We start from the raw sequence: 14,950 nt of genomic DNA on the forward strand, positions 1-14,950 counted from the left end.
GTGGTCGCCGACGTGCCCGCCGCGCTGGCGTGGCTGCGCGGCGCCCTCGACGCGCGGTGAGGTGCGCCGCCGCCCTACAGGTCGTAGACCTCGAAGGTGACGGCGTACTCGCAGCCCCGCCAGCCGGTCGCGGCCGCACCCTCGCGCAGGATGCCGGTGAGCAGCTCGCGCGGGGTGGGGTAGTCGTCGTCGAGCCCGGCGAGGTACTGGGCGTGGGCCTCGAGGCTGGCGACGGCCGCTTCGAGCGTGTCGGAGACGTCGACGGCGTGGGTGGCCTGCGGTGAGGCACCGAGCGCGGCCAGCCGCACCCCGGACCACGGTTCGAGGCCCTCGTCGAGCAGGTCGGTGAAGATCCACCGGTTGCCGGCGTCGCGGGCCGCGTCGATGAGGGCCAGCCCGACCGCCCGGTGATCGGCCTGGTTGGTGCCGCCGCCGGCGAACCGTTCCCGGTGGGTGAGCCCGATGACGACGTCGGGGCGGCGGCGGCGCACCTCGCGGGCGATGTCGCGGCGCAGGGCGAGCCCGTACTCCAGTGCGCCGTCGGTGTGCTCGAGGAACTCCACGACGTCGACGCCGACCTCGGCCGCCCCGTCCCGCTCCTCCTGCGCGCGCACGCTCGCCGCATCCTCGGGGTGCATCCCGTCGATGCCCGCCTCGCCGCGGGTGGCCAGCAGGTATGTCACGGTCTTGCCCGCCTGGGTCCAGCGGGCGACGGCGGCGGCCGTGCCGTACTCGATGTCGTCGGGGTGCGCGACGACGACGAGCGCCCGCTGCCAGTCCTCGCTCAGGGGCTCCAGCCGGGGGCCCGCCGCCTCGGCGTCGGCCTCGGGGTGGGCGTCGGCGGCGTCGGGCGCGAGCGTGCCCTGGTGATACACGATTCGCCATCCGGAGTCGGTGCGCTCCCAGATGCTCGCCCGCCGGCTCACCCGACCGGCCTGGTCGAGGGTGTACGTGCACAGGTACACCTCGCCCGCGAGCCGGCGCACCCGCAGGTCGCTGGTGCGCCAGCCCTGGCTGACGAGGTCGTCCTGCTCTTGCGTGTCGAGCCGGTGCAGCACCTGCGCACGCACGGTCTCGCGGTCGTAGGCGGCCCCGGAAGCCCCGACCTCCCAGAAGTCCGGGGCCGTGTGGGCGTCGAAAGTCTCGGCGGAGTCCACGAATTCGCGCAGGTGCAGGATCGGTTCGCGGGCGCTGAGGTCGGCGGTCGGATCGGGGCCGGTGGTCTCGTCCATGCCTGCATCATCGCCGCCGCGGGCGCTCGGTCGAGCCCGAGTCCGCCGGGGAAACGCCGAATCGACTATCCCGATCTGGCCGCGCGCTCGCTGACCAGGCAGAACGCGGCCGGCGGGCGCATCGGGATCGTCGATATGGCGAATTCTTCGGCGTGCCGCGGGGGGGCCGGGCGAGCCGGGGGAGCAGGGGGGAACCGGGAAGGTAGAGGGACCCGGGAGTAGGAGGCCGGGAGAGCCAGAGCCGGCCGAGCCCGGGCGGCGAGCGGCTCCGGACGAAGTGCCCGGGCGGCGAGTGGCCTCGGACGAAGTGCCCGGGCGGCGAGTGGCCTCGGACGAAGTGCCCGGGCGGCGAGTGGCCTCGGACGAAGCGCCGGGACGCGAGCGGCTCTGGACGAAGTGCCCGGGCCGCGTTCCGAGCCCTGCGGCCCGGGCGACCCCTCCCTCTTTTGGTTGATTTTTCAGGCACTGAGTACTGCTACTCACGGACCGCGGCTGACGCCGACCTAGCCTGGCCACCATGCGCACTCACGGATGGGGCGGTACCGCCACACGGTGACGCGCCGGCCGCGGCCGGCGCCGGCTCGCCCGCCCCGGGTGGGGCGGGCGGCCGATCAGCGACCCGTCATGTCGGCCGGGACCACCCAGCGGTCGAAGTCGCCGCCGTCGACGCCCGAGGCGAGCGCCGCCTCCCGCAGCGTCGACCCTTCCTTGTGCGCCTTCTTGGCGATCTTGGCCGCGGCGTCGTACCCGATGTGCCGGTTGAGCGCCGTGACCAGCATGAGGTTGGACTCGAGGTTGGCCGTGATGCGCTCCTGGTTCGGGCGCAGGCCCGACGCGCAGTGCTCGTCGAACGACACGCACGCGTCGGCGATGAGGCGGATCGACTCGAGCACGGCGTGCGACATCACCGGCTTGTAGACGTTGAGCTCGAAGTTGCCCTGGGAGCCGGCGAAGGCGACGGTCGCGTCGTTGCCGAAGACCCGGGTGCAGACCATCGTCATCGCCTCGCACTGGGTGGGGTTGACCTTGCCCGGCATGATGCTCGAGCCGGGCTCGTTCTCCGGAATGAGGATCTCGCCGATGCCGTTGCGCGGGCCGGAGGCCAGCCAGCGCACGTCGTTGGCGATCTTCATGAGCGCGGTGGTCAGCGTGCGCAGCGACGCCGACAGCGCGACGAGCGCGTCGTGCGCCGAGAGCGCGGCGAATAGGTTCGGCGCCTGGCGGAAGCCCAGGCCGGTGATCTGGGCGATCTTCGCGGCGGCGGTGCGCCCGAAGTCGGGGTGGGCGTTGAGGCCGGTGCCGACGGCGGTGCCCCCGATCGCGAGTTCGAGCACCCCCTCCTCGGCGTGGTGGACGCCGGCGACCGCCGCGTCGAGCTGCGCCACCCAGCCGCTGATCTCCTGGCCGAGCGTGACCGGAGTGGCGTCCTGCAGGTGCGTGCGGCCGACCTTGACGACGTCCATGTACTCGGTCGACTTCGCCGCGAGAGTGTCGCGCAGCTGCTGCACGCTGTCGTAGAGCCGGGCGTGCAGCTCGCTGGCGACCGCGATGTGCATCGCGGTGGGGAAGGTGTCGTTGCTGCTCTGCCCGCGGTTGATGTGGTCGTTGGGGTGGATCGGGCTCTTCGAGCCGAGCTCGCCGCCGAGGATGGCGATGGCCCGGTTCGAGACGACCTCGTTGCTGTTCATGTTCGACTGCGTGCCGCTGCCGGTCTGGAAGACGACGAGCGGGAAGTGCTCGTCGAGCTCGCCGTCGACGACCTCCTGCGCCGCCTGCTCGACCGCGGCGAGCTGGTCGTCGGTGAGGTGTGCGCTGCTGTCGGGCCCGAACTCACCGAGCTCGGCGTTGGCCCTCGCGGCCGCGAGCTTGAGCACGCCGAGGGCGCGGATCATCGGCCGGCCCCACACGAAGGTGTCCCGTCCGATGTCGAAGTTGCCGAGGCTGCGTTGGGTCTGGGCGCCCCAGTAACGGTCGGTGTCGACCTGGATCTCGCCCATGCTGTCGCGTTCGATGCGAGTCGTCATGGACCCAACGTATGGGAGACGGTGTCGCTCGTCACACCGCCCCGGGCGATTCGTCGCGACCGTTCGGTCTTGGTGCCAGTGTGGGCGCTCACAGCTCCTTGACGAGCCGGGACACCGCCTTGAACGAAGGGTGCTCGGCGGTGTGCAGCCACTCGAAGGCGACCATCTCGGCGGTGACGACGACGGCGCCGGCCTGGCGCAGCCGCGCCATCGCGGCGTCGCGGTCGCTGGGGTGTCGCGATCCGCACGCGTCGGCGACGACCCACACCCGCCGGCCGTGGGCGCCCGACTCCAGCAGCTCGAGCGCCGTCTGCAGCAGGCACACGTGGGCCTCGCAGCCGGCGACGACGATCTCCGGGCGGTCGGGGTAGGCGTAGAGCGCGCTGTCGAGGCCGCCGGCTCCGCCTCCGAACGTCATCTTCTCCACCACGACGTCGAGGCGGTCGCCGACCGGAGGCAGATTGGGGCCCAATCGCCCAGGATTCTGTGCGGTGCCGATCGTCGGCACCGTCAATTCCTGGGCGACCTGGGTGAGGAAACCGGCGCGCTGCAGCACGTTCTCGCCGTCGGCGATGGCCGGCATCAGCCGTTCCTGGAAGTCGACCATCACCAGCACACTCTTGTGTGCGTCCATGCGCAGAGATGTCATGTCAGCCCTCCCGAGCGTGGTCCGTACCTCCCGGTGCCGGGGCGCCAGTCGTGCTGCTCGGCTCCGGATAGCGCCGCGGCGTGTACACCACACTCTGCCGTCCGCCCTCGCGCGGCGCCACCAACGTCTGGCTCGACCCGATGATGAGCAGCGTGCGCATGTCGACGACCGCCGGATCGAGGTCGTGCAGGGTCGTGACGCTCACGGCCTCGTCGGACGCGCCCACGGCGCGGGCCACGATCACGGGCGTGTCGGGGGAGCGCACGGTGAGCAGGTCGTCGCGCACCGCCCCGACCTGCCAGGTGCGTTCCTTGCTCGCCGGGTTGTACAGGGCGATGACGAGGTCGGCGCGCGCCGCGGCGAGCACCCGGTCACGGACGACCTCGAACGGCTTGAGGCGGTCCGACAGCGAGATCGTCGCGTAGTCGTGCCCGAGCGGGGCGCCGACCCGGGAGGCGGCGGCGTGCGCGGCCGTCACCCCGGGCAGCACCCGCACCGGCACGTGCGCGTACGGCTCCTCGCAGGCCACCTCGAGCACCGCGCTGGCCATCGCGAAGACGCCGGGGTCACCGGACGAGACGACCGCCACCCGGCGCCCCCGACGGGCCAGGTCGAGGGCGAACTCGGCCCGCTCCGACTCCACCTTGTTGTCCGAGTCGTGCGCGATCTGCCCGGGCCGCAGCGGAACCCGCCGCACGTACGTCGTGTACCCGACCAGATCGGTGGCCGCCGCGAGCGCCGCCTTGGCCTCGGGCGTCAGCCACAACGGACCCGCAGGGCCGAGTCCGACAACGACGACCGCGCCGCCGGCGTCGCCCATCGGGAGAGCCGGGTCTGCCGGCTCTGCCGAAGGAGCCGAAGGAGCCGGGTCGGTTGGGTCGGTCGCGGGCTCCCGGGGGGCCTTCGCGGCGGGGTCTCCGACGCGGGAGGGCACGACGACGAGCGAGAAGTACGGCACCTGCTCGGGGTCGACGTCGCGCAGCGGCAGGACCCGCTCGTCCGGGGTGCTGGCCCGCTCGACGTACCAGGCCTCGTCGAGCCGACCGACGCGGTCGAGGGCGGCGCGGACCCGGCCGAACGTGCGGCCGAGCTTCATGACGACGGCCGTGTCGGCCTCCCCGAGGCGGGCGGCGAGCTCCTCCTCGGGCAGGGTGCCGGGGAGCACCGCGAGGGTCTCGGTGGCCTCGACGAGGGGGCGCCCCAGCGACGCGCCGGCGGCGGTGACCGAGCTGATGCCGGGGATGACGCGGGTCGGAAAGCGCCCGGCGAGGCGGGAGTGCAGGTGCTGGTGGGAGGAGTGCACGAACGGGTCGCCCTCGGCGAGCAGCGCGACCGTGCGTCCGGCCCGCAGGTGGGCGGCGAGGCGCTGCGTGGCCTCGTCGTAGAAGTCGGCCAGGGCGCCCGCGTAGCCGCCGGGGTGGTCGGTGCCCTCGGTGGTGACCGGGTAGACGAGGTGCTCCTCGACGTGGTCGTCGCGCAGGTGGTCGGCGACGATGCCGCGCGCCACCGACCTGCCGTGCCGGGCGGAGTGGAACGCGACGACGTCCGCCTCGCGGATCGCCTCGACGGCCGCGACCGTCAGCAGCCCCGGATCCCCGGGACCCACCCCGACGCCGATGAGCACGCCCGGGGCCGACGCGGGAGCCGCAGCCGCTGCCTCCGGTGCTCCCGGCGCCGCCGCCTCACTCATCGGTGCTGGACAGCGCGTTGAGCGCGCCGCACGTGATCGCGCTGCCGCCGCGTCGACCGTGCACGACGATCGACGCCAGGCCGAGGTCGTTGTCGGCGAGGGCCGCCTTGGACTCGGCGGCGCCGATGAACCCGACCGGGATGCCGAGGATCACCGCGGGCCGCTCGCGCCACTCGTGGAGCCGGTCGAGCAGGTGGAACAGGGCGGTCGGGGCATTGCCGATGGCGACGACGGCGCCGTCGAGCCGGTCGCGCCACAGCTCGACCGCGGCCGCGGTGCGGGTCGTGCCGAGCTCGGCCGCCAGCGGCGCCACGCGCGGGTCGGAGAGCAGGCAGATCACCTCGTTGTCGGCGGGCAGGCGGCGCCGGGTGACGCCGGAGGCGACCATCTGCACGTCGGTGAGGATCGGGGCGCCGGCGCGCAGGGCCGCCATGCCCGCGGCGACCGCGCCGGGGGAGAAGGCGATGTCGCGGGTGAGGTCGATCTCCCCGGCCGCGTGGATCATCCGCACCGCGACGCGCTCCTCGTCGGGGTCGTAGCCGGACAGGTCGGCCTCCCCGCGGATCGTCGCGAACGAGCGGCGGTAGATCTCCGCGCCGTCGGTGAGGTAGTCGTAGCGGTCGGTCACGGGCTCCTTCGCCTCCTTGGCCTCCTTGGCGGTCACGGCGCGCGCGAGTTCGTCTCTGAGCAGCGTGCGGCCCGCGGCCGGGGCGTCACGGTGGTCGGCCCGACCCACACGGTAGGTCGTCGCGTCGATCGCGACGGCATCGACGTGGGTGGTGCGCGGGTGCCCGCAGCGGCGTTCGCAGCCGGACAGGTACACCGGCAGGTGCAGGCCACGCGCGTCGCGGGGCCGTTCGAGCAGGTCAGCGCGCACCCGCGACGCGGCCTCGCGCACGTCGGCGCGCGACTTCAGGCAGCCCGGCAGCCCGGTGCAGGCCCCGAGCGAGGTCCACGGGTCGAGCGGATCGAGAACGAAGCCGGCCTCGGTGAGCACACCGGCGGCGGCGTCCGCCGTCTGCGTGGGCTGCCCGCCGACGACGAGGCTGCGCCAGGGGGTCGTGCGCACGAGTCCGTCGGCGGCGCGGGCCACCTCGGCGATCAGCCGCCAGGCCGAGGCCGGGGCCGAGCCGAGTGGGAGGGCGACGACGAGGGTGGCCGAGCCGTTCGCCACGTGCACCCCAGGAGCCGGGCCGCCTTGGGCCGCGGGGGCGTTCGCCGGGCGACGCCCGGGCAGCGGGAGCCGGGTCGGCGCGGTCGTGGCACGCGTCGGCACGTCGGCCTCGACGGCTGCGCGGACCGCGCGTACCGCGGCCGCCGGGTCGGCGAGGTCCTCGAAACGCCAGACGGAGTCGGGGGCGACCTCGCGCGCGTGCGCGAGGAAGGCGAGCGCGGCGGTGATGAGCGCCCGGGGGGCGTCGGCCAGCGCGAAGACCGGCCCGTGCGCCAGGGGCGCCTGGGCCTCGGTGCCGACGACCAGACGTACGAGCGGGTCACCGGGTGTGTCAGGCCCGGCGGGCTGGGCGGGCTCGGCGGGCTCGTTGCCGGCGGGGTCGAGGAGCACGACCGCCAGGTCCGGCTCGAGAGACAGCACGTCGCCCCGCCCGTCGTCGAGGCCGAAGAGAAACCGCCCGGAGAGGTCGGCAAGGGCCGGTTCGGCGACCAGCGCCGCGTCGAGCGCCCGCACGGTCGGCACGAAACCGGCTCCGAGCACGCCGGGTGAACCGAACTCGTCGAGACCGGCCATCGGGGAGGCGACGATGTTGCGGACGCGTTCGTGGCTGGCCGCGGGCAACAGGCCTGCGCTGTCGAGTTGGCTGGTGAACAGGTCGCGGTCGCTGACGGCGCGCACCTCGACGTTGCCGCGGGCCGTCAGGTGCAGGTGCTCGTCGCCGAGCACGACGGCGACGTTGACGAGGGCCCGCACCTGGTCGGCCGTGAGCAGACCACCCGGCACCCGGATGCGCGCCAGGCGCCCGTCGGCGGCCTCGTGCATGCGCAGCGCCCCCGGGCACCGGTCACCTCCGGCGCGCGGACCGAAGGCCGCGAGGCCGGGAGCCGATGCCGTCGCGAACGTCATCGCGGACGTGGCGGCTGACGACCGCTGTGGGGGCTCTGGGGGCTCGGAGACCGGTTCGGAGATGGGCGCGGAGGTGGACACGTCTCGACCCTACGCCGGGGCTGTGCGGTCGGTGCGAGCACCGGGAAAGTCGAGGTCCGGGCGGTGCGCCGCGGCGCCGGGGGCGCGTCGGGAGCGCGTCGGGAGCGAACCGGGAGGGGTCGCGCCGGCAACGGAACGGCCACGATCGAGCCCGAACCCCAGCGGCCGTCGGATCCGGCCAGGGCGGCGATGGGAGGATCGGCGTACGCGCCTGGCGATTCGGCTGGGGAGCGCCGCCATTGGGGAAGGAGGCGGTCATGTCGTTGGCCCGGCGGCTCGACCACTTCCAGCGCCGACACCGTGTGCTCGGGGTGCCGGTCGCGGTCTTCTACAAGTTCCTCGACGACCAGGGCGTGTACCTGTCGGCGCTCATCGCGTTCTACGGCTTCTTCTCGATCTTCCCGCTGTTCCTGCTGCTCGCCTCGATCCTGGGTTTCGTGCTCGACTCCGACCCGGAGCTGCGCGACGCGATCCTGCAGACCGCGATGGCGCAGTTTCCGCTCATCGGCAACCAGATCCAGGCGCGGGAGCTGACCGGGAGCGTGACGGCGGTGACGATCGGTGGTCTGACCGCCCTGTACGGTTCGATCGCCGTCGCCTCCGCCGTGCAGAACGCGATGAACGTCGCGTGGAACGTGCGGCGCAACCAGCGCCCCAATCCCGTCGTGCTGCGGCTGCGCAGCATCGGAGTGCTGGGCATCCTGGGCCTGTTCGTCGTCGCCACGACGCTGCTGTCGCAACTCGGCGGCGCCCTGGCGTTCACCGTCGATCTGTCGGCCGCCACGCAGTTCCTCGTGCTGCTCGGCTCGTTCGTCCTGTCCATCGCGCTGTTCGTGGCGATCCTGCGGTTCGGGCCGGTCGCACCCGTCTCCACCCGGCAGGTGCTGCCGGGGGCGGTGTTGGCGGCGGTGCTCTGGCAACTGTTGCAGGCCGGTGGCGCCTCGGTCGTGCAGACCGTCATCGGGCGCGCTGGCGCCACCGAGGGCGTGTTCGGAATCGTCCTGGGTCTGATCATGTGGCTCTACATCGCGTCGATGGGCCTGGTGGCCTGCGTCGAACTCAATGTCGTGCTGTCGCGGCGGCTCTACCCCCGGGCGCTGCTCACTCCGATGACCGACCGCGTCGACCTGACGATCGCCGACCAACTCGCCTACACCCACCTCGTGCAGACCCAGTCGTTGAAGGGCTTCCAGAACGTCGACGTCACCTTCGACCACGACGGGCAGAACGCCACCGCCCACCGCCGCGCCCAGAAGGCCGGCCGCTCCGCGCGCGGCGACCGGTCCGGCAGCGGCGCGCGCTGATCGGGGTGTCCGCGCTCGCGGCGCTCCCGCGACCGTGGCGACGGCAGGCCACAGCCAGGCCACAGGCCAAGCCACACGCCAGGCCGGACACTCGTCGCCGGCGCAGGGCCACGTCTGGACAAGCGTGTGGCCGACTCTGCGGTGGCTCGCTCCCGTGCGTGGGCTGTCGAGACTCGGATGCCCAGGCCGGCCGCGCCACCCCGGAGGATTCGCCATTTCGACGATCCCGATGAAGCCTGCTCGGGCGTCGGCCGGCGAATCCGCAGGTCACGAGGTCGGCGCGCAGCCGTCATCGTCGACGGGATAGTCGATTCGGCGAAATGATCGCGGGCAGCGTCGCCGGCGGCCCTCCGGGCGCCGTCGGCGGCGGCCGTCCGGGGGCCATCCGGCGGGTGCGGGTGGGTGCGCGTGAGGCGCCGGCCGGTCAGCGCGACCGGTCGGGTCCGCGGTCGCGCTGATAGCCTCGCTGAGGGTCGACGATCGGCCCGACAACGTTCATGGACGGCCAGCGGGGAGGAAGCCGGTGTGAGTCCGGCGCGGTCCCGCCACTGTGAACCGCGTGCGCTCGGCGGCCTCGCCGAGACGATGCGGGTAGCCAGAGACTCCCGGTCGACCATCCGTCCCGGGGCGCGGACCCCGAGAGAGGCACTGCTCGTGTTTCTGCTGCTGTCGACGTCCGACACCGACCTGCTGTCCGCCCGGGCGGCCAACGACCGCCCCGATGCTGCCGTGTCGTGGCGCTACGCCAACCCCGCGCGGCTCGTCGTCGACGACCTGCCGGAGTTGCTCGAGGGCACCGACCTCGTCGTCGTGCGCCTGCTCGGCGGACGGCGCGCGTGGGCCGAGGGGCTCGACGCGCTACTGGCGGCCGACCAGCCCCGGCCCGTCGTCGTGCTCACCGGCGAGCAGGCCCCCGACGCCGAGCTCATGAGCGCCTCGACCGTGCCTGCCGGGGTCGCGGCTCAGGCGCACGCCTACCTCGCCCACGGCGGTTCCGAGAACCTCGCCCGCCTCGGCGCGTTCCTGTCCGACACCGTGCTGCTCACCGGCCACGGGTTCGAGCCGCCCGCCTCCGCCCCGGCGTGGGGTTGGCTCGGGTGCACGGGCGCCTGCCTGAGCTCGAAGGAGCCCCGGGAGCGCTGCCGCGTCGACGACTGCCGCCGCTGGTCGGGGGCGTTCGACGCCGTGGGCGAGCAACCGGCTCCGACGGTGGCGATCCTCTACTACCGGGCGCACCACATGAGCGGCAACACCGGCTTCGTGCGCACGCTCGCGGAGGCGGTGGAGGCCGCCGGGGGGCGGGCGATGCCGCTGTACGTCGCCTCGCTGCGCGCCCCGGAGCCGGAGTTGCTGGCGACGCTGCGCGGCGCCGACGCGGTCGTCACGACGGTGCTCGCCGCGGGCGGGTCGACCCCGGCCACCGCGCAGGCGGGCGGCGCCGACGACGCCTGGGACGCGGGCGCGCTCGCCGATCTCGACGTGCCGGTGATCCAGGCGTTCGCGCTGACGAGCTCCCGGGCCGACTGGGAGGCCAACGACGACGGCGTGTCCCCGCTCGACGCCGCCACCCAGATCGCCGTGCCGGAGTTCGACGGGCGCATCATCTCGGTGCCGTTCTCGTTCAAGGAGACCGACGACGACGGCCTGCCCGTCTACGTCGCCGACCCCGACCGGGCCGCCCGCGCCGCGGGCATCGCCGTCGCGCACGCCCGGCTGCGGCACGTGCCGGTGGGGCAGCGGCGCATCGCGCTCGTGCTGTCGGCCTACCCGACCAAACACGCCCGCATCGGCAACGCCGTCGGCCTCGACACCCCCGCCTCCACGCTCGCGCTGCTGCGGGCCATGCACGACGCCGGATACGACGTCGGCCCGCTGAGCGGCCCCGACGCTTTGCCCGGGCTGGAATCAGGCAACGGCGACGAGCTCATCGCCGCGATCATCGCCCGCGGCGGCTACGACCAGGCCTGGCTCACCGACGACGAGCTCGCCGCCAACCCGCTGCGGGTGCCGACCAGCGACTACGAACGCTGGTACGCCGACGTCGACGCCGACCTGCGCGCCCAGGTGGAACAGAAGTGGGGCCCGGCGCCCGGCGACATGTACCTGGACGCCTCCCGAGCCGGTCGCGACGGACGCCCCGACCTCGTCTACGCCGGGCTGCGGGCCGGCAACGTCGTGCTGTTCGTCCAGCCCCCACGGGGATTCGGGGAAAACCCGATCGCGATCTACCACGATCCCGAGCTGCCGCCGACGCACCACTACCTCGGCATCTACCGCTGGCTGCAGGCCCGCCAGGACGACGGCGGCTTCGGTGCCGACGCGCTCGTGCACATCGGCAAGCACGGCAACCTCGAGTGGATGCCCGGCAAGGGCGCGGCGCTCTCCGGCTCGTGCGCACCCGACGCGATCCTCGGCGACCTGCCGCTGATCTACCCCTTCCTTGTCAACGACCCCGGCGAGGGCACCCAGGCCAAGCGCCGCGCCCACGCGGTGCTCGTCGATCACCTCGTGCCGCCGATGACCCGCGCCGACTCCTACGGCGACATCGCCCGGCTCGAGCAGCTGCTCGACGAATACGGGATCGTCTCGGTGATGGACCCGGCGAAGGCGCCCGCGATCCAACAGCAGATCTGGACTCTGCTGCAGGCCGCCAAGCTCGACCACGACCTCGGGCTCGCCGGTACCGACCTGTCGCAGGTTCAAGAGGGCGAGGGCTTCGACGAGCTCGTGCTGCACGTCGACGGGTGGCTGTGCGAGATCAAGGACGTGCAGATCCGCGGCGGCCTGCACATCCTCGGCGCCGCCCCGACCGGGGAGCCGCGCGTCGCGCTCGTGCTCGCGATCCTGCAGGCCCGCCAGATGTGGGGCGGCAACCAGAGCCTGCCCGGGCTGCGCGAGGCCCTCGGGCTCGTCGAGGGCGAGGCCGGACGCCGGGAGACCGACGACGTCGAGGCCTCCGCCCGCGAGCTCATCGAGGCGATGGAGGAGCGCGACTGGTCGCTCGAGGCCGTCGACGAGGTCGTCGCCATGGCCCTCGACGACGGTGGCCCCGCCGACATCGACCCCGACCCCGAGGCGCTGACGGCGATCCTAGAGTTCGCCGCCACCGAGGTCGTGCCCCGGCTGGGGCGCACCACAGACGAACTCGCGCACACGCTGCACGCGTTGGGCGGCGGGTTCGTGCCCGCCGGGCCCTCGGGCTCCCCGCTGCGGGGCCTGGTCAACGTGCTGCCCACCGGGCGCAACTTCTACGCCGTCGACCCGCGCGCCATCCCGAGCCGGCTCGCCTACGAAACCGGGTGCGCCCTGGCCGATTCGCTCATCGAGCGGTACGAAAAGGACCACGGCGAGGTGCCCGCCTCCGTCGGGCTGTCGTTGTGGGGCACCTCGGCGATGCGCACCGCGGGTGACGACATCGGTGAGGCGCTCGCGCTGCTCGGCATCCGGCCCGTGTGGGACGAGGCGTCGCGGCGGGTCACCGGCTTGGAGGTCGTGCCGGCCGCCGAGCTGGGCCGGCCGCGGGTCGACGTGACGCTGCGGATCTCCGGCTTCTTCCGCGACGCGTTCCCGCACGCCGTGGCGATGCTCGACGACGCGGTGCGCCTGGCCGCGGCCCAGGAGGAGGACGAGTCGACGAACTTCGTGCGGGCCCACGTGCGCGCCGACGTCGCCGAGGGTGTCGACGAATCCCACGCGGCGCGAAGAATCTTCGGCTCCCGACCGGGAACGTACGGAGCCGGGCTGCTCGAGCTCATCGACAGCCGCGACTGGCGCACCGACGCCGACCTCGCGCAGGTCTACGCGACTTGGGGCGGCTACGCCTACGGACGCGATCTCGACGGCGAACCCGCTAGGGAGGCCATGGAATCGGCGTACAAGCGCATCCGGGTGGCGGCCAAGAACATCGACACCCGCGAGCACGACATCGCCGACTCCGACGACTACTTCCAGTTCCACGGCGGCATGGTCGCCACCGTGCGCTCGCTGACCGGTCGGTCTCCGGAGGCCTACCTCGGCGACTCGACCCGGCCGCAGACGGTCGCGACCCGCACGCTGCTGGAGGAGACCTCGCGGGTGTTCCGCGCCCGCGTCGTCAACCCCAAGTGGATGGAGGCGATGCGCCGCCACGGCTACAAGGGTGCGTTCGAGATGGCCGCGACCGTCGACTACCTCTTCGGCTACGACGCGACGACCAACGTCATCGCCGACTGGATGTACGAGCGGCTCACCGCCGAGTACGTGCTCGACGAGACCAACCGCGAGTTCCTCCAGCAGTCCAACCCGTGGGCGCTGCACGGCATGGCCGAGCGCCTCCTCGAGGCCGTCGACCGCGGCCTGTGGGAGCACCCGGAGGCGGACACCCTGGAGGCCCTCCGCACGACCTACCTGGAGACCGAAGGCGACCTGGAGGACGCCAAGTGACCCCCAACCGGCCGACGGCTGCCCTGTCGGCCGACGGCTCCGGCTCCAGCCCTGGCCCTCGACCGAAAGGGCAGCCTTCGGCGTTTCCGTTCACCGCGATCGTGGGGATGGACTCGATGGAGCTGGCGCTGTGTCTGGCCGCCGTCGGGGAGCACGTCGGCGGGGTGCTCGTGCGCGGCGAGAAGGGCACCGCGAAGACGACGATGGTGCGCGGGCTGGCCGGGCTGCTCGGCGAGATCGACGTCGTGCCCGGCTGCCGATTCGCCTGCGACCCGGCCGCACCCGACCCCTCGTGCCCCGACCTCGACCGGCACGCAGACGGGGTCGGGCGCCGTCCGGTGCCGCTCGTCGAGCTGCCGGTCGGCGCCAGCGAAGACCGGGTCGCCGGCTCCCTGCACCTGGACTCGCTGCTCGCCCGCGGGCACGTGACGTTCGAGCCGGGCCTGCTGGCCGCCGCCAACCGCGGCGTGCTCTACGTCGACGAGGTCAACCTGCTGCCCGACCATCTCGTCGACGGACTCCTCGACGCCGCCGCCACCGGCCGGGCGCGCGTCGAGCGCGAAGGCGTCTCGGTCGAGCACGCGGCGCGGTTCGTGCTCGTCGGCACGATGAACCCCGAGGAGGGCGACCTGCGCCCGCAGCTGCTCGACCGGTTCGGCCTGGTCGCCGACGCCGCCGCCAGCCGCGACCCGGACACCCGCGTCGAGGTCATCACCCGCCGGCTCGACTTCGAGCGCGACGCAGGCGGCTTCGCCGACCGATTCGCCGCCGACGAGGAGGCGCTGGCCCGCCGGATCACCCGCGCCCGGGCGGCGGTGGCCGGGGTCGAGGCGCCCCGGGAGGCGTGGGTCAAGATCGCCCGCATCTGCGCCGAGTTCGACGTCGACGGCATGCGCGGCGACCTCGTCACGGCCCGCACCGCCTCCGCGCACGCGGCCTGGCAGGGCCGAAGCGCTGTGTCGGACAACGACATCCGCGTCGCGGCCAGGCTCGCCCTGCCGCATCGACGGCGCCGCAACCCGTTCGACACCCCCGAATCGGCAGCGGCCGAGTTGGAGGAGATCCTGCAGCGGGTGCTGGGGGAGGAGCCGCCCGAGCCGGAGCCCGATCGCGAACCCGAGCCGTCGACCGACCCGAAGACCGATGAGCCGGATTCGACGCAGCCGCAGGCTCCGTCGCAGCAGCCCCCTGCCGACGACCGGGCTGCCGACGGTTCCGAACCGCCGCAGCCGCCGCGATCGGAGTCCGATCCGCAGCCGCCACGGCAGGAGCAGGACCGAGGCGCGACACAATCCCCGCCCGCCGCGGGCGCCGCCCGATCGAGCACCGAGAAAGCTGGAAAGCCCCACGCCGCACAGGTCTTCACGCTCGACCGGGTCGGCCAGGGTGTCACCGGGCGCCGCTCGCGCGCGGTCACGACGGTGGGCCGCCAGGTGCGCGGCGTCACCCCGCTGGACCCGCGCGGCCG

Annotated in this window: 8 protein-coding genes, 1 pseudogene and 1 riboswitch; of the genes and pseudogenes, 3 read left to right on the forward strand and 6 right to left on the reverse strand. The window is 73.5% G+C overall.

What is annotated here, in order from left to right; translation table 11 throughout:
- Positions 1–74: 74 nt before the first annotated feature.
- The 6 genes and pseudogenes from PINTE_RS24925 to PINTE_RS24490 form a co-directional block, all read right to left on the reverse strand.
- Positions 75–1,232: a PIG-L family deacetylase gene (locus PINTE_RS24925; RefSeq protein WP_157087297.1), complete on the reverse strand. Its 1,158-nt coding sequence runs from the start codon at positions 1,230–1,232 to the stop codon at positions 75–77.
- A 611-nt stretch (positions 1,233–1,843) separates the two neighbouring features.
- Positions 1,844–3,256: a class II fumarate hydratase gene (fumC, locus tag PINTE_RS15980; RefSeq protein WP_068432789.1), complete on the reverse strand. Its 1,413-nt coding sequence runs from the start codon at positions 3,254–3,256 to the stop codon at positions 1,844–1,846.
- A gap of 88 nt (positions 3,257–3,344) precedes the next feature.
- The gene (locus tag PINTE_RS15985) at positions 3,345–3,905 is read right to left on the reverse strand and encodes an isochorismatase family protein (RefSeq protein WP_068432791.1); all 561 of its coding nucleotides are present in this window, start codon (positions 3,903–3,905) and stop codon (positions 3,345–3,347) included.
- Position 3,906: 1 nt separating this feature from the next.
- A complete protein-coding gene (locus PINTE_RS15990; RefSeq protein WP_068432793.1) occupies positions 3,907–5,595 on the reverse strand; it encodes a precorrin-2 C(20)-methyltransferase in 1,689 nt (562 codons plus the stop codon).
- Positions 5,588–6,259: a precorrin-8X methylmutase gene (locus tag PINTE_RS24485; protein WP_373280170.1), complete on the reverse strand. Its 672-nt coding sequence runs from the start codon at positions 6,257–6,259 to the stop codon at positions 5,588–5,590. Before PINTE_RS24485 ends, PINTE_RS15990 begins: the two co-directional genes overlap by 8 nt.
- Before the next feature lie 1,173 nt (positions 6,260–7,432).
- A pseudogene (locus PINTE_RS24490) lies at positions 7,433–7,675 on the reverse strand (ferredoxin-like domain-containing protein); the annotation flags it as partial.
- A gap of 338 nt (positions 7,676–8,013) precedes the next feature.
- Here PINTE_RS24490 and PINTE_RS16000 point away from each other — a divergent pair.
- The 3 genes from PINTE_RS16000 to PINTE_RS16010 form a co-directional block, all read left to right on the forward strand.
- Positions 8,014–9,060 (forward strand): YihY/virulence factor BrkB family protein, encoded by a 1,047-nt coding sequence (locus PINTE_RS16000; RefSeq protein WP_068432795.1) that lies wholly within the window; start codon positions 8,014–8,016, stop codon positions 9,058–9,060.
- Positions 9,061–9,523: 463 nt separating this feature from the next.
- Positions 9,524–9,685, forward strand: a riboswitch (cobalamin riboswitch).
- A 29-nt stretch (positions 9,686–9,714) separates the two neighbouring features.
- The gene (cobN, locus tag PINTE_RS16005) at positions 9,715–13,482 is read left to right on the forward strand and encodes a cobaltochelatase subunit CobN (RefSeq protein WP_068432797.1); all 3,768 of its coding nucleotides are present in this window, start codon (positions 9,715–9,717) and stop codon (positions 13,480–13,482) included.
- Positions 13,479–14,950 (forward strand): magnesium chelatase ATPase subunit I (locus PINTE_RS16010; protein ID WP_245642991.1); only part of this gene is annotated, 1,472 nt, incomplete at its 3' end. The genes cobN and PINTE_RS16010, both read left to right, overlap by 4 nt.

This window comes from Piscicoccus intestinalis NBRC 104926 (assembly GCF_001515525.1).
Classification (GTDB): Bacteria; Actinomycetota; Actinomycetes; order Actinomycetales; family Dermatophilaceae; genus Kineosphaera; species Kineosphaera intestinalis.

Bases quoted from the DNA above. Each gene is read 5' to 3' on its own strand.
- fumC (WP_068432789.1), bottom strand. From the start codon at position 3,256: ATGACGACTCGCATCGAACGCGACAGCATGGGCGAGATCCAGGTCGAC.
- PINTE_RS24925 (WP_157087297.1), bottom strand. From the start codon at position 1,232: ATGGACGAGACCACCGGCCCCGATCCGACCGCCGACCTCAGCGCCCGC.
- PINTE_RS15985 (WP_068432791.1), bottom strand. From the start codon at position 3,905: ATGACATCTCTGCGCATGGACGCACACAAGAGTGTGCTGGTGATGGTC.
- PINTE_RS16000 (WP_068432795.1), top strand. From the start codon at position 8,014: ATGTCGTTGGCCCGGCGGCTCGACCACTTCCAGCGCCGACACCGTGTG.
- PINTE_RS15990 (WP_068432793.1), bottom strand. From the start codon at position 5,595: ATGAGTGAGGCGGCGGCGCCGGGAGCACCGGAGGCAGCGGCTGCGGCT.